Annotated in this window: 21 protein-coding genes and 1 other RNA gene; 11 read left to right on the top strand and 11 right to left on the bottom strand. The window is 29.9% G+C overall.

All coding sequences use genetic code 11. The features are described from left to right. The first annotated feature begins 40 nt into the window (after positions 1 to 40). The 3 genes from fabG to ffs all read left to right on the top strand — a co-directional run bounded on the left by fabG (position 41) and on the right by ffs (position 2,312). Complete coding sequence (gene fabG, locus L992_RS01775) at positions 41 to 766, top strand: 3-oxoacyl-[acyl-carrier-protein] reductase (RefSeq protein WP_047380652.1); 726 nt, start codon at positions 41 to 43, stop codon at positions 764 to 766. A 71-nt stretch (positions 767 to 837) separates the two neighbouring features. Further along, complete coding sequence (locus L992_RS01770) at positions 838 to 2,154, top strand: hypothetical protein (RefSeq protein WP_047380654.1); 1,317 nt, start codon at positions 838 to 840, stop codon at positions 2,152 to 2,154. 58 nt (positions 2,155 to 2,212) lie between these two features. Continuing rightward, an RNA gene (gene ffs / locus L992_RS13290) (signal recognition particle sRNA small type) lies at positions 2,213 to 2,312 on the top strand. A gap of 74 nt (positions 2,313 to 2,386) precedes the next feature. Here the strand turns inward: ffs and efp are convergent. Genes efp through L992_RS01755 form a run of 3 tightly spaced genes read right to left on the bottom strand, consistent with a single transcriptional unit; the run spans position 2,387 to position 5,087 of the window. Beyond that, entirely contained in the window at positions 2,387 to 2,950 is a 564-nt protein-coding gene (efp, locus tag L992_RS01765) for an elongation factor P (protein ID WP_047380656.1), read from the bottom strand. A gap of 11 nt (positions 2,951 to 2,961) precedes the next feature. Next, positions 2,962 to 4,128 carry an elongation factor P maturation arginine rhamnosyltransferase EarP gene (gene earP / locus L992_RS01760; RefSeq protein ID WP_047394092.1) on the bottom strand — a complete coding sequence of 389 codons (1,167 nt, stop codon included), beginning with the start codon at positions 4,126 to 4,128 and terminating at the stop codon, positions 2,962 to 2,964. Further along, positions 4,128 to 5,087: an NADH:flavin oxidoreductase gene (locus tag L992_RS01755; protein ID WP_047380660.1), complete on the bottom strand. Its 960-nt coding sequence runs from the start codon at positions 5,085 to 5,087 to the stop codon at positions 4,128 to 4,130. The genes earP and L992_RS01755 overlap by 1 nt, the downstream gene beginning before the upstream one ends. Before the next feature lie 162 nt (positions 5,088 to 5,249). Here L992_RS01755 and L992_RS01750 point away from each other — a divergent pair, with 162 nt between their 5' ends. The 3 genes from L992_RS01750 to L992_RS01740 are packed head-to-tail and all read left to right on the top strand — an operon-like array spanning position 5,250 to position 7,996. Continuing rightward, positions 5,250 to 6,872 (top strand): ABC-F family ATP-binding cassette domain-containing protein, encoded by a 1,623-nt coding sequence (locus tag L992_RS01750; RefSeq protein WP_047394087.1) that lies wholly within the window; start codon positions 5,250 to 5,252, stop codon positions 6,870 to 6,872. A 60-nt stretch (positions 6,873 to 6,932) separates the two neighbouring features. Next, positions 6,933 to 7,463 carry a chromate transporter gene (locus tag L992_RS01745; RefSeq protein ID WP_047380664.1) on the top strand — a complete coding sequence of 177 codons (531 nt, stop codon included), beginning with the start codon at positions 6,933 to 6,935 and terminating at the stop codon, positions 7,461 to 7,463. Next, positions 7,460 to 7,996, top strand: coding sequence for a chromate transporter (locus L992_RS01740; protein WP_047380666.1), 537 nt, complete (start codon positions 7,460 to 7,462; stop codon positions 7,994 to 7,996). Before L992_RS01745 ends, L992_RS01740 begins: the two co-directional genes overlap by 4 nt. Positions 7,997 to 8,042: 46 nt before the next feature. On the opposite strand, the gene L992_RS01735 is transcribed toward L992_RS01740, so the two are convergent. The 8 genes from L992_RS01735 to L992_RS01700 all read right to left on the bottom strand — a co-directional run bounded on the left by L992_RS01735 (position 8,043) and on the right by L992_RS01700 (position 14,632). Next, the gene (locus tag L992_RS01735) at positions 8,043 to 9,347 is read right to left on the bottom strand and encodes an ATP-dependent endonuclease (protein WP_047380668.1); all 1,305 of its coding nucleotides are present in this window, start codon (positions 9,345 to 9,347) and stop codon (positions 8,043 to 8,045) included. Beyond that, on the bottom strand, positions 9,289 to 9,636 hold the full coding sequence (locus L992_RS01730) for a hypothetical protein (protein ID WP_047394086.1): 348 nt from the start codon (positions 9,634 to 9,636) through the stop codon (positions 9,289 to 9,291). The genes L992_RS01735 and L992_RS01730 overlap by 59 nt, the downstream gene beginning before the upstream one ends. Before the next feature lie 150 nt (positions 9,637 to 9,786). Next, a complete protein-coding gene (locus L992_RS01725; protein ID WP_047394085.1) occupies positions 9,787 to 10,269 on the bottom strand; it encodes a hypothetical protein in 483 nt (160 codons plus the stop codon). A gap of 108 nt (positions 10,270 to 10,377) precedes the next feature. Next, on the bottom strand, positions 10,378 to 11,886 hold the full coding sequence (gltX, locus tag L992_RS01720; RefSeq protein WP_047380674.1) for a glutamate--tRNA ligase: 1,509 nt from the start codon (positions 11,884 to 11,886) through the stop codon (positions 10,378 to 10,380). Between the two features lie 73 nt (positions 11,887 to 11,959). Next, positions 11,960 to 13,064 (bottom strand): peptide chain release factor 2 gene (prfB, locus tag L992_RS01715; RefSeq protein WP_197053369.1). Its coding sequence is split into 2 segments (ribosomal slippage): positions 11,960 to 12,991 and positions 12,993 to 13,064, totalling 1,104 coding nucleotides; the frame shifts between segments, so codons are not numbered across the junction. Positions 13,065 to 13,082: 18 nt separating this feature from the next. Beyond that, on the bottom strand, positions 13,083 to 13,502 hold the full coding sequence (locus tag L992_RS01710; protein WP_047380677.1) for an NAD(P)H-dependent oxidoreductase subunit E: 420 nt from the start codon (positions 13,500 to 13,502) through the stop codon (positions 13,083 to 13,085). Then, a complete protein-coding gene (gene acpS / locus L992_RS01705) occupies positions 13,502 to 13,867 on the bottom strand; it encodes a holo-ACP synthase (RefSeq protein ID WP_047380679.1) in 366 nt (121 codons plus the stop codon). Before acpS ends, L992_RS01710 begins: the two co-directional genes overlap by 1 nt. A gap of 6 nt (positions 13,868 to 13,873) precedes the next feature. After that, on the bottom strand, positions 13,874 to 14,632 hold the full coding sequence (locus tag L992_RS01700) for a TatD family hydrolase (RefSeq protein WP_047380681.1): 759 nt from the start codon (positions 14,630 to 14,632) through the stop codon (positions 13,874 to 13,876). A gap of 192 nt (positions 14,633 to 14,824) precedes the next feature. Between L992_RS01700 and L992_RS01695 the strand changes: the two genes are divergently transcribed. Genes L992_RS01695 through L992_RS01675 form a run of 5 tightly spaced genes read left to right on the top strand, consistent with a single transcriptional unit; the run spans position 14,825 to position 21,471 of the window. Beyond that, positions 14,825 to 16,432 carry a putative manganese-dependent inorganic diphosphatase gene (locus tag L992_RS01695; protein ID WP_047380683.1) on the top strand — a complete coding sequence of 536 codons (1,608 nt, stop codon included), beginning with the start codon at positions 14,825 to 14,827 and terminating at the stop codon, positions 16,430 to 16,432. Between the two features lie 6 nt (positions 16,433 to 16,438). After that, entirely contained in the window at positions 16,439 to 18,145 is a 1,707-nt protein-coding gene (locus L992_RS01690; protein ID WP_047380685.1) for a YgiQ family radical SAM protein, read from the top strand. 2 nt (positions 18,146 to 18,147) lie between these two features. Continuing rightward, entirely contained in the window at positions 18,148 to 19,467 is a 1,320-nt protein-coding gene (gene der, locus L992_RS01685) for a ribosome biogenesis GTPase Der (protein ID WP_047394084.1), read from the top strand. Positions 19,468 to 19,478: 11 nt separating this feature from the next. Beyond that, a complete protein-coding gene (locus L992_RS01680) occupies positions 19,479 to 20,135 on the top strand; it encodes a response regulator transcription factor (RefSeq protein ID WP_047380690.1) in 657 nt (218 codons plus the stop codon). Further along, positions 20,116 to 21,471, top strand: coding sequence for a cell wall metabolism sensor histidine kinase WalK (locus L992_RS01675; RefSeq protein WP_047380692.1), 1,356 nt, complete (start codon positions 20,116 to 20,118; stop codon positions 21,469 to 21,471). Before L992_RS01680 ends, L992_RS01675 begins: the two co-directional genes overlap by 20 nt. Positions 21,472 to 21,488 lie beyond the last annotated feature (17 nt).

The raw sequence follows: 21,488 nt of genomic DNA, 5'->3' as shown, positions 1-21,488 counted from the left end.
TATACTATTAAATGACACATGTATTTTATAGGAGGATCTTATGAATAGAATAGAAGGAAAAATTGCTTTAGTAACTGGTGGAGCTAGAGGAATTGGAAGAACTATAGTTGAAAAATTAGCTTCTGAAGGTGCTGAATTAGTTATCTCTTGTGATATGGGAGAAGCAACTTTCGAGCAAGCAAACGTTAGACACGAAATTTTAAATGTAACTGATAGAGATGCTATTAAAGAATTAGTAAAAAAAATAAAAGAGGAATTTGGAAGAGTTGATATCCTAGTTAACAATGCTGGAATAACTAAGGATGCTCCTTTTGTTAGAATGAGCGAAGATGCTTGGGATGCTGTTATCAGTGTTAACTTAAAAGGTGTTTTCAATGTTACTCAAGCTATTGCACCTTTAATGACTAAAAATAAAAAAGGTTCAATCATAACTATATCATCTGTAGTTGGATTATACGGAAACATTGGACAAGCAAACTACTCAGCAACTAAAGGTGGAGTTATTGCTATGACTAAAACTTGGTCTAAAGAATTAGCTAGAAAAGGTGCTCAAATCAGAGCTAACTGTGTTGCACCTGGATTCATTGCTACTCCTATGACTGATGTACTACCTGAAGATGTAATCAATGGAATGCTTGAGAGAACTGCTTTAGGGAAATTAGGAATGCCTGAAGATATCGCTAATGCTGTATTATTCCTTGCAAGTGACGAATCAGCTTATATCACTGGACAAACTATTGAAGTTAGTGGTGGATTAGCACTTTAATTTTTAAAATAATTAATCAGATTTTAAAGGCAAGAATTATATTTCTTGCCTTTATTTTTTTGGAGGATTTTATGAAAAATAAAACAAAAATATTTTTTTTAGCAATCATAGCTTCAGTTATCTTAGGCTCGATTGGAAAAAATATCTACTTTAAAAGGATTTTAGAAAAAGAACTTTCTAAATCACTAAAACAAAATGTTACTATAAAAAAAGCTAATTTAAATATTCTTAGCAACTCATTTAAATTAGAGAATACCATTTTTGAAAAAGATAAAATACAGATAACTCATCTTTACACAGAGATGAGCTTCAAGGAATTTTTGAAAGATAAAAAAAATTTTACAATAGAATCAATCGATATTAAAGATATTATTTTCATTAACCAATCTGAAGTTTCTTCATCTACGAATTCAAAAGATGAAACTATCACAACTAAATTTCCTGAACACAATATTTCTGCTAAATCAGAGATTAAAAATGAAAAAACATCTCAATTTTTAAACGAGATTGATAAACAAATTAAAAATGATGGCGGACTTTCAAATATTTTTAATTCAGCTTTAAATAAAGAAAATTTTTCTAAAAATATGTCAAATAATTTAACTAATTTTCTTATAAAAAATGCAGATTTTATCGATATTATTCTTCAAACTGAAATAAATTCACATCTGAAAAATAGAATAAACTCTTTTTCTAAAAATTCTAAAGAATTTATTTATAAAATAAAAATAAAAAATAATGAAAATAATATCCTAATTAAAAATATATCGTTTTCAGGCTCTAATAACAATATAAAGTTTTTGGGAAACTTTAAAAATTTCAACACTGATTTTTCTAAAAACACTTTGCTTCCGATCAATATAACTCTTTCAGAGATTAATGGTAATGGTGAAGGGAAAATCTATGGAGATTTAAATAGTAATACCCTTTCTGGAAACATTTATATGAAATTAAATAATTTTAAAGCTACCTCATTTAATAATATTAACACTTATTTATCTGATGGAAATATAAACAGTGAGCAGATAATCAATATAAATGGAGAAATTATTAAAATCGATGGTACAACAGAAATCAGTCATATACAAATAAATAAAAGTACTATTCAAAATTCAAATAGTTTAGATAACTTCAAGAAAAATATTTTAAATGAATTTATCCGATTAACTGAAACAAAAGAGTATAATTTGAAAGTTTACAATAACTTTTCAACTAATACAAATTTTATAAACATAAAAACTACATTACCTGAGGAAATCAGAAGAACCTTAATTAACAATCGAGTTACATTCAATGATTTTTTAGAAAATCAATTAAAAAATCAATATAAAAATAGTTTTGAAGAAAAGAAAAATAAGGTGAAAAATTTCTTTAAAAATATTTTTTAATATTTTCACTTGTATTTTTTATTTTTTAATGGTATAATTACAAATGTCACAAGTGTGGTGACAGGAGCCTTATGGCGTATTAGTATCGAACCGTGTCAGATCTGGAAGGAAGCAGCACTAAGGTATTTAATGCGGGTATAAGATTACTCCTGTTATCCCTTGTGACTCTTTTTATTTTTTGTAAAAATAATGAAATAAAAAAAACTGAGGCTAGCCTCAGTTTTTTAATTTACTATCTTTTGATTCTTTCAACGTATTCGTTTGATCTTGTATCGATTTTAATCCACTCATCTTGCTCAACGAATAAAGGAACTTGAATTTCGAATCCTGTGTTTATTTTAGCAGGTTTCATTACTTTTCCTGAAGTATCTCCTCTTAATCCTGGCTCAGTATAAGTTACTTGTCTTTCAACGAAAGTAGGTAACTCTACTGCAACTGGAGTTGACTCATAGTAAACTACTTCTAATTCCATTGCTTCTTCTAAGTAATTTAAAGCATCTCCTAAATCCTCATCTTTTAATTCGATTTGATCCCAAGTTTCTGGGTTAGAGAATACATAGAAATCTCCATCGTTGTATGAGTAAACAGCTTTAACTTTATCAAGTCTGATATCGTCCATTTTATCGTCAGCTTTGTATATAGCGTCAGATATGTTTCCGTTTAATAAGTTTTTCATTTTGTACTTCATCACAGCAGCGTTTCTTCCTGATTTGTTGTACTCTGCTTTTAGAATTACGTAAGGATCGTTTCCAATCTTTACTGTACTTCCAGCTCTTAGTTCTTGAGCAGTTTTCATAATTGAACCTCCTAATATTTTAAAATAAATCTATTTAATTTATCTATAAGATTACACTTTAGTTCGATATACTCTGAATAAGCTTTAGTCAGTTGAGAAATCTGTTCAAACTCTTTAAAGAATTCCTCATAATTCTCTCTACCTAGCTCTAAAGAGTTACTATCTCTTAAATTATAATCTCTTAATAGCTTTGTCTGTATATTTAAAGGAATTTCTAAATTAAATTCCTCTAAAACTTCTTTATATCTTTCTATAAAACCATCTATTTTATCCATGTGCGCCATCTCTTCTTGTAAATAGATATGCCACATAAATGGCTTTCCTGTAAGAAGTGCTCTTACAAAAGAATCTTCTCCTCTTACAAAATTATAATCAACAACGTTTATTAACTCTTCATACTCTTCCTGCTCTAAAAAAGGCATAAATTTAATTTTTAAATTTCCCATTTCATAACTGTCTTTTGATACTTCAACAAAATCTAATTTTTCTAAAATTATTTTTATACTATCTTGAGATTTTTGTCCTAATACCAGTAGGCAATTATTTTTACCATTTTTTAATAAGACATTTAAAAGAGGTAAAAAGTTTTTTTCATAACTAAATATAGTTCCTATAAAATAATCTCTATCACTTAAATCTGGTAAGTATTTTTCTATATAGATACTCTTATTATTTTGTACCTCTAACTTTCTATTTAAAAATAACTTATCCACTATAACTCCACCTGTATTCTCTTTAAAGCCAGGCATAAAGAAATATTTTCTCAACTTTTTTGCTCCAATAGGCGACTCCATCAAATGAACTTCCTCTATCCAACTTTCTCCAGATAAATATTCTAAATTTATAAGTAAAGATGATTCATCTTTAGCTTTATTCAAATATCCCTCTAAAATATTACATCCAAAGGCCTCTATTATAACATTTGCAGGAGAAAATGTACATATATTTTTAGCTAAATATTCATTAGTTATATACTCTATTCCATCTATCTTTTGATAACCAACATTTCTAGCTCTTTTGTTTAAAGGTAAAAACTCATCCAATCGATTTAAAAAAACTCTAATCTCTATGTTTTCATTATATATACTTTTGAACTCTTTCGCAACTCTATAAACAACACCTATATCACCAAAGTTATCAATTATCTCACAGAAAATATCTAAACTTTTTATCTCCATTAGTCCACCATTTTTCCTGTTCTTTTAAAATACTCTTTTTTAGCAAATTGAACCCAATTTGGTCTTGCAATCATTCCTCTACCTATTGCTACTAAATCTAACATTCCACTTTCAATCAAAGTACTTGCTTGTTCTTCAGTTTTTATATTTCTTACACCTATAACTGGTACATTTACATGCTTTTTTATTTCTACTCCTAAATAAACTACCCAGTCAAATTCAAAATCTTCTGGTATATCAACTTTAACGAGTTGTTTCTTTTCTGGATCTGGAACTCCCGAAGAAACATGGATAACATCCACTCCAATTTTTTCCAAATATTTAGCTATCTCTATTCCATCTTCTAATGTAGGTTCATTTCCACCCATTCTATAACCCAATATAAAATCTTCATCAAAAAGCTCTCTTGTTCTTTCTATTAACTCTTTTGTGAAAAACATTCTTTTTTCAAAACTTCCACCATATTTATCATTTCTAACGTTCCAAAGTCTTGAATTAAGTTGAGATAAAAGATATGTATGTGCACCATGTATCTCTATTCCATCAAACCCGGCTTTTTTAGCTCTTTTAAAGGCTTCTACAAACTGCTCTAAAATTTTATCTAAAGTTTCTTCAGATACAGTTGCAACTTCCTCTTTAAATCCCGCATGATGAATCTGAATCAACATTGGAACATCGTATTGTTTCCCGATATCTGCAACTTTTGATAATCCTTCTATAAAATCATCACTCCAAATCCCTATTTGGTTATCTCTTAACTTTCCATCTTCTGCAACACAACTAGCTTCAACTATAATTAATCCTGTTCCACCCTCTGCAACATCTTTATACCAATCTAATAAACCCTCTGTTACATATCCATCTTTTTCTACCATAGAAAATCTAACTAATGGTGGTAAAACTACTCTATTTTTAAGTTTTTTATTTCTTATATTCAAAGGAGTAAATAAATTCACTATTCTTCCTCTCTTTCTTCTTTTATTGTATAGAATATTTTAGCACAATTTAAAAAAAAAGAAAATATATTATGTTTGTTATTATTAAAATTCATGGTATAATAATTAAGATACGTGTTTAAAAATAAAATTTATATTATAAATATTTAGGAGGAATTTTTTAAAATGATAGCAACTAGCAATCTAAGTATGAGATTCTCTGGTAGAAAACTTTTCGAGGATGTAAGCGTTAAATTTACTCCTGGAAACTGTTATGGACTTATTGGTGCAAACGGTGCCGGAAAATCAACATTTGTTAAAATACTTTCAGGAGATTTAGATCCTACTGAAGGAGATGTAATCTTTGATAAAAACAAAAGAATGGCTGTTCTTAAGCAAGATCACTTTGCTCACGAAGAAGATACAGTTATAAACGTTGTTTTAATGGGACATACTAAACTTTGGAAAATTATTGAAGAGAGAAACGAGATATACGCTAAAAGTGAGTTCTCTGATGAAGATGGTATGAGAGCTGCTGAATTAGAAGGTGAATTCGCTGAATTAAATGGTTGGGAAGCTGAAACTGAAGCTGAAATGCTTTTAACTGGTCTTGGAATTACTGCTGATTTACATTATAAATACATGAGAGAACTTAGCGAGCCTGATAAAGTAAAAGTTTTATTAGCTCAAGCTTTATTCGGAAACCCTGATGTTCTATTATTAGACGAGCCTACAAACGGTCTTGACATTCAAGCTATTGCTTGGTTAGAAGAGTTCTTAATGAATCTAGAAGATACTACTGTTATTGTTATATCGCATGATAGACATTTCTTAAATAAAGTTTGTACTCACATAGCTGATATCGATTATGGTAAAGTTAAAATGTACGTTGGAAACTATGATTTCTGGTACGAATCAAACCAATTAATGCAAACATTAATTAACAACAAAAATAAAAAATTAGAACAAAAGAGACAAGAACTTCAAGAATTCATTGCTAGATTCAGTGCCAACGCATCTAAATCTAAGCAAGCTACTTCTAGAAAGAAGCAATTAGATAAATTACAACTTGAAGATATGCAAATCTCTAATAGAAAATATCCATTCGTTGAATTTAAACCTGAAAGAGAGGCTGGAAACAACCTTCTTAAAGTTGAAAATCTTACTAAGATTATCGATGGAGTTAAGATTTTAGATAACGTATCATTTACAATTAACACAAATGATAAAGTTGTATTCATATCTCAAAACGATATCGTTAAAACAACTCTATTCTCTATCTTAGCTGGAGAGATGGAAGCTGATAGCGGTACTTATACTTGGGGAGTAACAACTACTCAAGCTTATATGCCTAAAGACAACTCAGAGTTCTTCGAAAACTGTGATCTTGATCTTATCGATTGGTTAAGACAATACTCGCCTGATCAACACGATGCATTCGTAAGAGGATTCTTAGGAAGAATGCTATTCTCTGGAGAAGAAGCTACAAAAAGAGCTAAAGTTCTTTCTGGAGGAGAGAAAGTAAGATGTATGTTATCTAGAATGATGTTAACTAATGCTAACGTTTTAATCTTCGATAACCCTACAGACCATTTAGACCTTGAGTCTATTACATCTTTAAACAAAGCTTTAACTAACTTCAAAGGAACGATTCTATTTGGAGCTCATGACCATGAGTTTATCCAAACTGTTGCTAACAGAATAATCGAAATCACTCCAAGTGGACTTATTGATAAGTTAACTGAGTATGATGATTATATTGCTGATGATGAATTACAAGCAAAAATTAAAGAGATGTACAACGTATAATAGAACTTTATAAAAGCAGAGGACTACCTCTGCTTTTATTTCAATTTAAGGAGGATTTTTATGCTAGAACTTTTTCTTACTTTCTTTAAAATAGGAATGTTTACTTTCGGTGGTGGATACGCTATGATACCTCTTATTGAAAGAGAGATGATATATGGTAAAAAATGGATTGATAAAGATGAATTACTTGAAATTATTACAATTTCACAAATGACACCAGGGCCTATTGCTATAAATGCTGCTACTTTTATAGGAAAAAAAAGAGCTGGGATTTTAGGTTCTGTTGCTGCTACTTTGGGTGTAATAGCGCCATCGCTTTTGGTTATAACTATAATCTCTGCATTCTTCTCTAAAAGTTTTTTAAATCCTACAATGCAGAAGATTTTTATTGGACTTAGAGCTGGGATTGCTGCACTTATTTTATCTTCGGTTATCAAACTATCAAAAAACACTTTAATTGATTACTTTAGTTATATTGTTTTTATAGTTTCATTAATAGGGCTAGTTTTCTTTAATATCTCACCTATTACTTTAATTCTATTTTTTGGTGTTGGATGTATTATATTCTTTACAATTAGAGGTGAAAAATGATTTATTTAATACTTTTTATCGAATTTTTTAAAATAGGAATGTTCTCTTTTGGTGGTGGATTAGCTATGCTTCCACTTATGCAAGAAGTAGTATTTAAGTATAGCTGGTTAACTGAAAGCGAATTTTTAGATGTCATCGCTATATCACAGGTTACACCTGGTCCTATAGCAATCAACACAGCCACTTTCGTTGGCCATAAAGTTGGGGGAACTCTTGGTGCTCTGGTTGCAACTGCCGGGTCTGCTTTACCTTCTTTTATTGTTATTATTATTATCGCAAGCATCTTTTCTAAAATTAAAAACAACCCTAAAAAAGAGTTCTTTTTTAAAGGTGTTAAACCAGTAACTTTAGCCTTAATAACATTTGCTGGAATTATAATAGCTAAACCTACATTTTTTGTAAATGATTATTCTCAAAGTCTAAAAGCAATCTTAATTTTTATTATAGTTTTTGTAGGAACAAAGTATTTAAATAAGATAAATCCTATTATAATTCTTTTAACTACAGCTCTGGCTGGAGCATTTATTTTCTAATTTATCTATAAATTAAAATAGAGATAGAAATTTAAATTTTCTATCTCTATTTATATATGCGTCTTATTTTATTTTCTAATTTTTTAGACATTATAAAATCAAGTTCACTTATTTTTTGTAATGTATAATATGGTTTATTCTTATAATTTTTCCGTTCTCTCTCCTCTTGGCAAATCTCTTCTTCTATATCATTTTCGAACTCTATATAATCTCCAATAAACCTATTTACAATTCCTCTTATTTTCTTATTTTTCAGATTCGAACTATCTAGTTCTGTTTCATTTCTCCATCTATGATTATCTTTATCATAAACGGCTACATACGGTATTTTATAGCCATTCAAAACCTTTATAAACTGCGGAATGATACTTTTACTTCCACACTCTATAATAGAATAACTATAATTATATACCCCTATTTTTTTAGCCAAATAAGAAAGTGCTATCTTATCTGTTTGTCCTTCTACTAATATAACCTTTTTAGCAAAAAACATCTCTCCTCTATCTGGATTTATCCAATAGTTCATATTGAAATTCTTAATTTCATCTCCATTTAAAAGTTTCCCCGTATATTGAAAAACTTTAATCTCTCCTCTAATCTTCTTTATTAAGCAAATCGACTTATACTGTTTTAATCCCACAAAATAACTTGAGTGAGTTTCTAAAATTATCTGAACCCCTATTTTAGAAAGTTTTATTAGTAGCGAATACATCTCTCTGCTCTCTTGAGGATTCAAATGAAGTTCAGGTTCTTCAAATATTAAAAACAAGTCAGAAAGTTTTGACTTTATCTTTGTTTCGTATTCATCAATACTATACAAAATATTTTTTAGAAAACTAAATAAAATCTTTCTTTGTAAACTCTGGGATAATTTATTCTCCCCTAAATATTCTAATTTACTATTTAAATCTTTTATTATTTGACTATCCATAGTATCCATAAATATATCTCTTATTCTTAAAAGTCCTTCATATACTCCGTTATCTTTTGAACTGATAACTGCTCCTCTAAGAGATATATACTCTGCTCTTATTATTTCTAAATCAACTTTTGTTTCTATTCCGTGATCTACTATGTAATATTCTATCTCTTCGTTCTCTCTTTTCAATAATTTTAAAGTTAAAAAACCTCTATTAGTTTTATAACATTTAATTCTTATTTCAATCGGTCTAGTTCTATCTTTAAAGTCCTCTTTCTTTATCTCATACTGTCCGAAGAAAGCTGATAATGCCTTTAGAATACTTGTTTTTCCTCTATTAGATTCACCTATCAGTATCAATAATTTCTCTATCTCAATATTCACATACTCTATACTCTGCCAATTGGCTATCATAATCTTTTTCATATCCATTCTTAGAATCGTCCTCCTCATCTAAAATTTTAGAATACTCTTTCAATCCTCTCAATTCAAATAATTTTTTTAATATTCTCTTAGCCTCTTTTCTATTCATTGGATAACCATTTTTTTCTAGAATATGAAAGCCTTCATATGCTTTTTCCGAAACTTCTTTTAAATATCTCTCTTCTATAATTTCCTTGACGTCTTCAGAATACAATAACTTTGCCTCATACAAATTTACTTTTTCAGCTAATTTATCTTCATCAATATCAAAAAAATCATCCAAAGCTTGTAAAGACATTCCAATTTCATATATTGCCTTTGCACACTCTTCTAACTTTTTATTCTTTTCAATTTCTAGAGGTACCTCTAGGCTTATCTTTAGAAGCTCCCCCCCAATTCCATTATGAATTCTAGATAGAACATACTCTTCGTCTGGATATGTTTCATACTACTTTCTATCTCTTAAACTTTCGCTTTCTGCAATCAAATATATCTTGTTAAGAATTTTTTGACTTAAAGAACTCTTAAAATCTATTTCTAAGCATGTTTTACTCAAAAAATTTTGACAAAACAACATCACTAAACTATTTGAAACCACATTATTTTTTAATCTATCTATAAAAATTATCCCTTTATTCTCATCATCTATTATATTATCTGTCGAAGTTACTATCTGTCTTAAATATAAAATAATTTTTCCATATTTAACTACATTTTTTTTAGATATTTTACAATCAATCATAATAGATAACATCAACAGTGTAAAAAAGTTTTTTTTAAACGATTCCATAAAATTTAAATTTTTAAACTCTACCTCAATCTCTTTTTGAAATTCTAAACTTTTCAGATCTTTTTGAATTTCTTTTTGAATTTCTTTCAAAATATTAAATGATTCTAAAAATAATTTTCCCATTAAAATATGTGTCTTCATAGTCCTCCTCTGATGCTAAACGTTCTTCTTAATAAACTACTCATAATTTCTTTTTTTCTTTTTTTTCTAAAAAAAAAGTGGAGCTTGAAACTCCACTAAAAAATTAAATTAAATATTGTATAATTTTTTCATTCTCTCTATTCTTGCTAAAGTTCTGTCTCTTCCAATAATAGAAACTAAGTTATATAAGTCTGCACCTTTTGGTAGTCCAGTCAATACTGCTCTTAAAGGCATGTAAACTTTTCCTGGTCCCTCTCCAATTGTATCTAGAGTTTCTTTTAATAACTCTTTTGCTCTATCAATTGATATCTCTTCAGATTCAGCTGCAATCTTCTCTTCAAATAAATTAATTGATTTCTTTCCAGCTTCATCTTGAATAACTGTATAAAGTCTTTCGATTCCTTTTACTTCTTTTTTATCTGTTTCTTCAGTTACAACTGGTAATGTGTACTCATCTTTGAAGTATACTTCTGATTGAGCTACAATCTCTTTTATTGTTTGAGCTCCTTCTCTTAATATATCAACAATTCTTGAAAGTGTTTCAAACTCTTTCTCTGTTAACTCTTCTCCGATTAATCCAGCATTTCTAAAGAATGGAACAGCTAACTCAGTTAACTCTTTTAAGTCTTTCATTCTCATATGTTGGTTGTTTACCCATCCTAATTTAACTAAGTCAAATACAGGACCTCCTAAAGATACCTTATCGATATCAAAGTTCTCATTGAACTCTTGTAATGTAAATATCTCTTTGTTTTCTCCAAATGAGTATCCCATTAATCCTAAGAAGTTTACGATACCCTCTTTTAAGTATCCTTCCTCTTTGTACCAGTTTAATGAAACTGGATTCTTTCTCTTAGATATTTTTGTTCTATCTGAGTTTCTAAGTAAAGGCATGTGTATGAACTCAGGTTCTTGCCATCCAAATGCTTTATAAAGTTGGATATGCTTAGGTGTAGATGCAATCCACTCTTCAGCTCTTATTACGTGAGTGATATTCATTAAGTAATCATCAACAACGTTTGCTAAGTGGTAAGTTGGGAATCCATCTCCTTTTAATAAAACTTGATCATCGATTTTGTTATTTTCAAAAACGATATCTCCTCTTAATCTATCCTTTATGATTGTTTCTCCTTCATAAGGCATTTTAAGTCTGATTACAAACTCCTCTTTAGCTGCTAATTTAGCATCTATTTCCTCTTTTGAAAGAGATCTACAGTGTCCATCATATCCTGGAGCTTTTCCCATAGCCTTTTGTCTTTCTCTTAATTTTTCTAGTCTCTCTTGAGTACAGAAGCAGTGGTAAGCTTCTCCCTTCTCAACTAATTTATGTGCATACTCTCCATATAAGTGGAATCTTTCAGATTGTCTGTATGGTCCAGTTGGTCCACCAACATCAGGACCTTCAGCGTAATCTAATCCTAACCACTTTAGAGCATCAAATATCATTTGCTCTGACCCTTCTGTATATCTGTTTTGGTCAGTATCCTCTATTCTTAGTATAAAGTCTCCACCATTTTTATAAGCAAAAGCTAAGTTGAATAACGCAATGTAAGCTGTTCCTACATGTGGATCTCCTGTTGGAGAAGGTGCGATTCTCGTTCTTACTCTTCTTTCCATCATAATCTCTCCCTTTTTTGTAATTTGTACCCTATATTATAATCCATATATTCAATAATTTCAAGATAGCTTGCTAGTTTTTATTTTTTGACCATCTTAAATACCCATTTATGAAGTCATCTATATCTCCATCCATAACGGCTCTAATATTTCCTGACTCCACAGCTGTTCTATGATCTTTAACCATTGTATAAGGCTGGAATACATATGATCTTATTTGATTTCCCCAACCAATATCACTTTGCTCTCCTTGAATTTTTTTCAACTCTTCCTCTTTCTTTTTCATCTCGATCTCTAGAAGTTTAGATTTTAAAAGTTTCATAGCCGTTTCTCTATTACTTAGTTGTGATCTCTCTCTTTGACAAGTTACAACAACCCCAGTAGGTATATGAGTAATTCTTACTGCTGAATCTGTCATATTTACGTGCTGTCCACCAGCTCCCGATGCTCTATATGTGTCAACTCTTAAATCACCTGGATCTATTGTTATCTCAACCGTTTCATCAACTTCAGGCATTATATCTACTGAAGCAAAAGATGTATGTCTTTTCTTATTCGCATCAAAAGGTGATATTCTAACAAGTCTATGTACTCCTTTTTCACCTTTTAAATACCCGTAAGCTCTTGTTCCTTCAACTAAAAGAGTTATCGATTTAATCCCTACAGAATCTCCCGCCATATAATCCATTTCAGTTACTTTGTATCCTCTGTTATTAAACCATCTCATATACATTCTATATAGCATATCTGCCCAGTCACAAGCTTCTGTTCCTCCTGCTCCCGAATGAATTGTTACTATAGCGTTGTTTCCATCATATTCTCCATCTAATAACATCTTTGTATCAAAATTTTCTATCGTTTGCATAAGCTTAGAGTGTTTCTCTTCTAACTCTTCTACAAAATCTTCCTCTCCTGAATCTACAAAATCTATTAAAATCTCTTCATCAAAAAACATATTTTCTATAGTTTCAAACTCTTTAACTATATCTTTTTCCTCGTTCATCTCTTTTATAATTTTTCCACTAGTTAATTTATCATTCCAAAATCCATCTTCTAAAGTTTTTTTCTCTAAAGATGAGATTTTCTCTTTTCTAGTATCTAAGTCAAAGAGACCCCCTTATAGCATCAATCTGATTTTTAAACTGATTGTATTCTCTTTTTAATTCTAAAATATCCATTAAAATTCCTCCTAAAACTTATTTTAAGTTTAATAATATCTTTTCTAACTCATCTAAACTTTTATATGAATAATATTCTTCATTTACTTTCAAAGCATTTCCCTTTGAACATCTTCCCAAGCAATGTCTTTCATCTATTACAAAATTAATCTTACTTTTAATCTCTGATATTTTCTCTTTTAATCCCGGCTGATTACAATTTCTTCCTGTACATATCTGTACATAAAATTTCGTTCTAGCTTTTTGTAGTTTTGGATAAAACCTTATCGTACTATCTAAAGAAAATGAAAATACATCTATTTTCTTAGCTACATAATCAATCACTTCATCAGGAATATATCCAAGTTCATCAACAACAAAAGAAAGTATTTTATAGTCATCTTTTTTATTATCTAAACTTTCTATAAAGTTATCTAACTCTTTATAAAAATCTTTCATTATTCCTCCCTCTCCATTATTATTGCAACAGCAGTTGCATAATCTTTACAATGTGAAATAGATATTTCTACATTTACATTTTTTTCTTTCAAATTTCCATAAAGTTTTACTTCAGGCTTTCCCAGTGAATTATTCAATATCTCAATATCTACAAGATTAAAACCTCTAACTCCTGTTCCCAAAGCTTTTGCGATAGCCTCTTTAGCTGAAAATCTTCCCGCATAGCTTTCACTTTTTCCACCTTTTGCTTCAATCTGCTCTATCTCTTTCTCTGTAAAAACACGTTCTTTAAAACCCTTTTTACTTATTGCACTCTCTATTCTAGATATTTCTACGATATCGTTTCCTATTCTTACAAACTTCATAGCCACCTATCCTATTTTATAAAGTTTTTTAGCGTTCTCTGTTGTCGTTTTTGTAACCTCTTCTACTGAAATCTCTTTTATTTCAGCAATTTTTTGAGCGACATGCTCTACATAAATAGGTTCATTTCTTTTTCCTCTAAAAGGTTCAGGAGTTAAGTATGGACAATCCGTCTCTATAACTATTCTATCTAGTGGTATATCTCTTACAACTTCAACGGTTTTCTTTGCATTTTTAAAAGTTAAAGTTCCACCTATTCCTAAGTAAAATCTATCTACTAAAACCTTTGCAGTTTCTAAAGACCCAGGATAACAATGAATAACCCCCTCTATCTCTGGATACTCTTTTAAAATATTAACTGTATCTTCCATCGCGTCTCTTGTATGAATAACAACAGGTTTACCTACTCTTTTTGCTAACTCTAACTGCTTCCTAAATCTATCTTGCTGAACCTCTTTTGGTTCTGTCATCCAATGATAATCCAATCCAATCTCACCTATAGCAACAACTTTAGAATCTTTTGCTATTACCTCTAGCTCTTTTTCTAGCTCGTCATTATACTCTGCTATATCAATTGGATGGACACCTACAACTGCATATATAAAATCATACTCTTTTGCTAATTCTAAACTTCTTTTTGAACTTTTTAAATCATATCCTATATTTACACAAAATTCTAATTTATCTTTTATTCTTTCTATAACTTCTAATCTATCTAAATCGAATTTTTCATTATCTAAATGGCAATGTGTATCAACTAATTTCATCTCTTCACCTCGTATATTTTAACTAAAACTCTTCCTATATTTTATCATAAATACGACATATTTTCCATATTCTCCTAATTTCATTTTTTATTTGTGTTTTTTTATGAGAAAAGTAAAGATTTTGTTGTTCTATTTTCAAAAAAATGATAAAATAATAAATAGACTTATTTAAGAAAAAGGAGAGTATTTTACATGGAACCAACTTTAATTTTTGGACACAGAAATCCAGATACAGATTCAATCTGTTCGGCTATATCACTAGCTAGATTAAAAGAATTAAAAGGAGAATCTGCTCAAGCTTGTAGATTAGGAAACATCAGTAAGGAAACTGAATTTGTTTTAAAAAGTTTTAATATAGATGCACCAAAATTACTTTCAACAGTAAGTGCTCAGATTTCAGACCTTACTCGTGTTGAAAAGAAAACTATCAATCACAAAGATTCTTTAAGAAGAGCTTTAGAAATAATGACTGAGGAAAACTTCTCTAGTTTACCTGTTGTAAATAGCAAAAATCACTTAAGAGGAATGATTCATGTTTCTGATATAGCTAATGCTTACTTAAACATCGATTACTCAGATCTTTTTGCTGCTTATCATACAACTTACGAAAACTTACAAGAAGTTTTAGAAGGAGAAGTTATCAGTGGAAAATATCCTTCTGGGAAAATCGAAGCTAATTTAAAAGGAGTTAGTGAATACAGAAATATCGCTGCTGGTGATATCGTTATTACTACAACTCTTTTAGATTCTATCGACGATTTAATCGATTTAGGAGTAAAGATGATTATTCTTTGCTGTGATAAAGATGATGTTATCCTTCCAAGAGATTCAAAAACTCCAATTTTAAGAGTAAACAAATCTCTATTTAAAGCGATTCCTCTAATATCTCAATCAGTATCAATTTTATCAATCTTAAACAACGAAAAGTTCTACTCTTTCTCTGTTGACGATTACTTAGCTGATATTAAAGATATTATGAAAGAATCATCACAAACTAACTTCCCTGTTATCGATAAAAACGGTGAAGTTTACGGAACAATTAGAACTAAAAATTTAATCAACTTCACTAGAAAAAATGTTATTTTAGTTGACCACAATGAGGATACTCAATCTGTTGCTGGTTTAAGAGATGCAAAAATAGTTCAAGTGGTTGATCACCATAAATTTGGAAACTTCGAAACTAATGAACCTGTAAAAATAAATGCAGAAACTGTTGGATGTACTTGTACAATTATTCTTGATCTGTATAAAGAAGCTGGAATAGTTCCTCCAAAAGAGATTGCTGGTTTAATGATGAGTGCTATTTTATCTGATACGCTTATGTTTAAATCACCTACTTGTACAGATAAAGATATCGCTGCTGTTAAAGAGTTAGCTACTATCTCTGGAATCGAAAACTTCGAAGCTTACGGTATGGATATGTTAATAGCTGGAACTTCTCTTTCTGACAAAACTCCAGAAGAGATTTTAACTATGGACCAAAAAGAATTCACTATGAATGGTATCAAATTAGCTATCTCTCAAGTTAATACTGTTGATGTTAAAGGTGTTCTTGATCAACAAGAAGCTTTAGAGAAAGCTATGGCTCATACTAATTCTAAACATCACTACCAACTATCTGTATTAGTTATAACTGATATCGTTAAAGCAGGATCAATGTTACTAGTTGTTGGAGAGCCTACTATCGTTGAAAGAGGATTCCACACTACTTTAGTTAACAATACTGCATGGGTTGATGGTGTTGTTTCTAGAAAGAAACAAGTGGTTCCTTTCTTAATGGCTGCTTCTCAAGGAGTGTGATTTTAAATGTTTCTACCTACTACAATGGAAGAGGTTAAAAAATTAGGATGGGATTCTTTAGATATTATTTTAATATCTGGAGATACATATCTAGATACCTCGTATAACGGTACTGCTATTATTGGTAAGTGGTTAGTTAAAAACGGTTTTAAGGTAGGAGTTATTGCACAACCAGATATCAATTCTGATAAAGATATAACTAGGTTAGGAACGCCCAATTTATATTGGGCAGTTTCTGCTGGTTGTGTTGACTCTATGGTTGCTAACTATACTGCCACTAAAAAAAGAAGAAAAAGTGACGACTTTACCCCTGGTGGAGAAAACAACAGAAGACCTGATAGGGCTACGATTCAATATACAAATCTAATTCGTCGTTTCTTTAAAAATAGCTCTGTTCCAATTGTACTAGGAGGAATAGAGGCTAGTCTTAGAAGAGTTGTACATTTCGATTATTGGAGTAACTCACTGAGACGTCCTATTATTTTTGATGCTAAAGCTGATATCCTTTCTTATGGAATGGGTGAAAAATCTATGCTAGCTCTAGCTAAAGCCATTCAGAATAAAGAGGATTGGAAAAATATAAGAGGGCTTGGATATATATCTAAAGAACCTAAAGAGGGTTATTTAGCCCTTCCAACTTATGAAGAGTGTTTAGAGAAAAAGGAAAACTTTGTAAAAGCTTTTGAACTTTTCTACCACAACTGTGATCCCATCACAGCCAAAGGAATCTATCAAAAAAATGCTGATAGATATTACATTCAAAACCCACCTTGTGAAAACTTCACCTCTGAAGAGATGGATGCTATCTACGGTTTAGAATTTGAGAGAGATGTTCATCCATATTACAAAAAAGATGGACATGTAAAAGCCTTAGATACAATTAGAAATTCTGTTACTACTCATAGAGGATGCTATGGAGAGTGTAACTTCTGTGCTATTGCTGTTCACCAAGGAAGAACTGTTATATCTAGAAGTGAAGACTCTATAGTTAAAGAGGTTAAAGAGTTAGCTAGTAAAAAAGGATTTAAAGGTCATATATCTGATGTTGGAGGACCGACAGCTAATATGTACGCTTTAGAATGTAATAAAAAATTAAAGCATGGTGCTTGTGCTCATAAAAGATGTCTTTATCCACAAACTTGTCCTGCTTTAAAATTAGATCATTCAAAACAGATAGATCTTTTAAGAAAATTAAAATCTATCGATAAAATAAAAAAAATATTTATTGCATCTGGAATTAGATATGATATGATTTTAGATGACAATAGATGTGGTGATAAATATCTAGAAGAAATTATTAAAGACCATATTTCAGGACAGATGAAAATTGCTCCTGAACACACAGAGGATAAAATTCTTTCTCTAATGGGTAAACAAGGAAAAAGCATATTAAAAGAGTTTAAAAATCGTTTCTACGAGCTAAATAAAAAGCATGATAAAAAACAATTCTTAACTTACTATTTAATAGCTGCTCATCCAGGGTGTAACGAAAAAGATATGTTAGATTTAAAAAGATTCGCATCCTCTGAACTTAAAATAAGTCCAGAGCAGGTACAAATTTTTACTCCTACTCCATCAACTTATTCTACACTTATGTATTATACTGAGATGAATCCATTCAATGATAAAAAAATATTTGTTGAAAAGGATAATGGTAAAAAACAAAAACAAAAAGATATTATCACTCAAACAAATAAAACTAGGAGGTATTAAAATTGAAACCAATTGTTGCAATCGTGGGAAGACCAAATGTTGGAAAATCAACACTATTTAATAAATTGGTTGGGGATAGAGTTGCTATCGTTGATGACCAACCAGGAGTTACAAGAGACAGATTATATAGAGAGACTGAGTGGGCTGGAAAAGAGTTCGTTCTAGTTGATACTGGAGGACTTGAGCCTAGAAATAATGACTTTATGATGACTAAAATAAAACAACAAGCTGAAGTGGCTATGAACGAAGCTGACGTTATTTTATTCGTTGTTGATGGGAAAAATGGATTAAATCCTTTAGATGAAGAAATCTCTTACCTATTAAGAAAAAAGAAAAAACCAGTTGTTTTATGTGTAAATAAGATAGATAACTTCCAAGCACAACAAGATGATATTTATGATTTCTGGGGACTTGGATTTGAACACCTTATCCCTATCTCTGGAGAACATAAAGTTAACTTAGGAGATATGCTAGATTTAGTTGTAAATATAATTGATGAGCATGTTGAAGAGTTCGAAGAAGAAGAGGGACTAAAATTAGCTATCATTGGAAGACCAAATGCTGGTAAATCATCTCTTGTTAATAGACTTTGTGGAGAGGAAAGAACTATCGTTAGTGATATCGCTGGTACTACTAGAGATGCTATAGATACTGCTATCGAATTTGATGGAAATAAATATGTTCTTATCGATACTGCTGGTATCAGAAGAAAATCAAAAGTTGAAGAAAGCTTAGAGTACTACTCTGTTTTAAGAGCGATCAAAACAATAAAAAGAGCAGATGTTTGTATCTGGATGCTTGATGGAAGCGAAGGATTAACAGAACAAGATAAGAGAATCGCTGGGATTGCTTATGAAGAGAAAAAGCCTATTATCATTGTTATGAATAAGTGGGATACTATCGAAAATAAAAAAGGTGACACTATGAAAAAAATGAGAGAGGAGCTTCTTGCAGAATTACCATTCCTATCTTATGCACCTGTAGAGTTCATTTCAGCTTTAACTGGACAAAGAACTACTAAAATATTAGAGCACTCTGAAGCTGTATTCGCTGAGTACAATAAGAGAATCTCTACTGGATTATTAAACACTGTTATCAGTGATGCTATTATAATGAATAATCCTCCTACAAGAAAAGGAAGAGTTGTTAAGATTAACTATGCTACTCAAATCTCTACTGCACCACCTAGATTTGTTCTATTCTGTAACTATCCAGAGCTTGTTCACTTCTCTTACGGTAGATATATTGAAAATAAACTGAGAGAATCTTTCGGATTTGAAGGAACTCCAATAGATGTTATTTTTGAAAAGAAAAACGGATAAGGTATAACACTATGAAGAAAGTTCTTATTGTTGAAGATGAAAAATCTCTAGCTAATATAATTTCTGATGCTTTAGAAGCAGAGGGATTCAGAACTGTAATTGTTAATAGAGGTGATTTGGCTATCGATTCATTTTATGAAGAAAAGCCTGATTTGATTTTACTCGATATAAATCTTCCTGGCCTTAATGGATGGGAAATTTGTAAGCAGATTAAATCTCTATCTCAAACTCCTATTATTATGGTAACTGCTAGAGATAATGAATTTGATGAGATAAAAGGACTTGAGTTAGGGGCTGATGATTATATCACCAAGCCCTTTACTCCTAAGCTCCTTATTATCAAACTAAAAAAAATCTTTAAATTAAATAATGATACATTTTTTAAAATTGGAGATATAACATTTGATTACAATACATTTGTACTCACAACACCTGAAGAAACAAATACTCTTCCAAGAAGAGAAGCTCAACTACTTGAGTTTTTCTTCAGAAATCAAAATATTATCTTCTCCCGTGAAACACTTCTAAATGAAGTTTGGGGATTTGAATTCTTTGGTGATGAAAGAGCTGTAGATACTATAATTAAAAGGTTAAGAAAAAAACTTGGAGACTATGATTTCTATATTAAAAGTGTAAGGGGTGTCGGTTATGTCTTTAAAACAGATTAATTTTCCAATAAAACTAAACTTCTTTAAAAAACTATTCCTATTGACTATAGGGGTAGTTTTTTTAACAATTATAACCAGTTTTATATTTAATTCTCTTTTCTTAGATAAATTTTATATCTACAGAAAAAAACAAAACATCGTTGAAATTAGAAATAGTTTAGTTAATGTTATTAATGATAAAGACAAATTAGAAAATTACATCTATTTTGCGGAAGATAGTTTCGGAGTTAAAATTGATTTAAATATTATTCCACAAAATAACCGTTCACATATGAGTGGTAATAAAAAAATTTATAACTCTTTGAAAACTAATGAATCTACTTTTAAAATTAGAGAGGTTGATGGAACTTCTGGTGTAATGTTTATTCGATACTATGAGCGTTTAGAAAACCGCTATCTTCTAAGTATTCGAAGCTCAATGGCTGTTATGGCTGAACATATTCATGATATCTTTATCTTCAACATATTCACATCTTTATTTTCACTTATTATGAGTAGTATATTGGTTTCTATTTTCTCTAAAAAAATTAATAGAAATATTACATATTTAAAAAATAGTGCTGAAAAAATAGCCAAATTAGAGTATCCTAAAAATATAGCTCTAAATAGTGGAGATGAACTAGAAGAGTTAAGTTCTAGTTTAAATGAGATGTCAAAAGAGTTATCTATATCTATTGAAAATTTAAAACTTTTTGTTTCAAATGCTTCTCACGAACTTAAAACACCTATTTCAGTTCTCTGTCTATATTCACAGGCACTTTCTAGAGGAAATGTTCCTGATAATAAAAAGAAAGAATATTACAAAACTATGCTTGATAAATCTTTAGAAATGAGAGCTTTAACAGAAAGCTTATTAACTTTATCCAAAATAAACTCACCTGATTATAAATTAATTAAAGAAAAAATAAATTTAAAAACTTTAATCAAAAATGCTTTAGAACAATTTGACTATTTGGAATTCGAAAAAAATATTGATATCAATACAAATATCTCAGATTTATTTATATCTGGAGATTTAAACCTTTTGAAAATCGCAGTGAATAATTTAATTCAAAATATGTTGAAGTACTCTCCTGAAAATAGTGAAGTCCTTATAAACTTTACTAATAATTCTATCATTTTTGAAAATACTATCTTATCAAATAAAAACATTGATATAAATGATTTATTTGAACCTTTTCATAGAGGGGAAAATGCTTTAAATGAAAATATTGATGGAAGTGGTTTAGGTCTTTCTTTAGTTAAGAAAATCCTTCAATTACATGAAATTGATTTTAATCTGACTATTGAAAATAATATTTTTAATTTTAAAATAAATATAAGAAAAACCGATTAGAATTTCTAATCGGTTTT

The organism is Cetobacterium sp. ZOR0034, assembly GCF_000799075.1.
Lineage (GTDB): Bacteria > Fusobacteriota > Fusobacteriia > Fusobacteriales > Fusobacteriaceae > Cetobacterium_A.
Note: the sequence above shows the minus strand (reverse complement) of the source record. Positions and strands in the feature narration are given on the sequence as shown.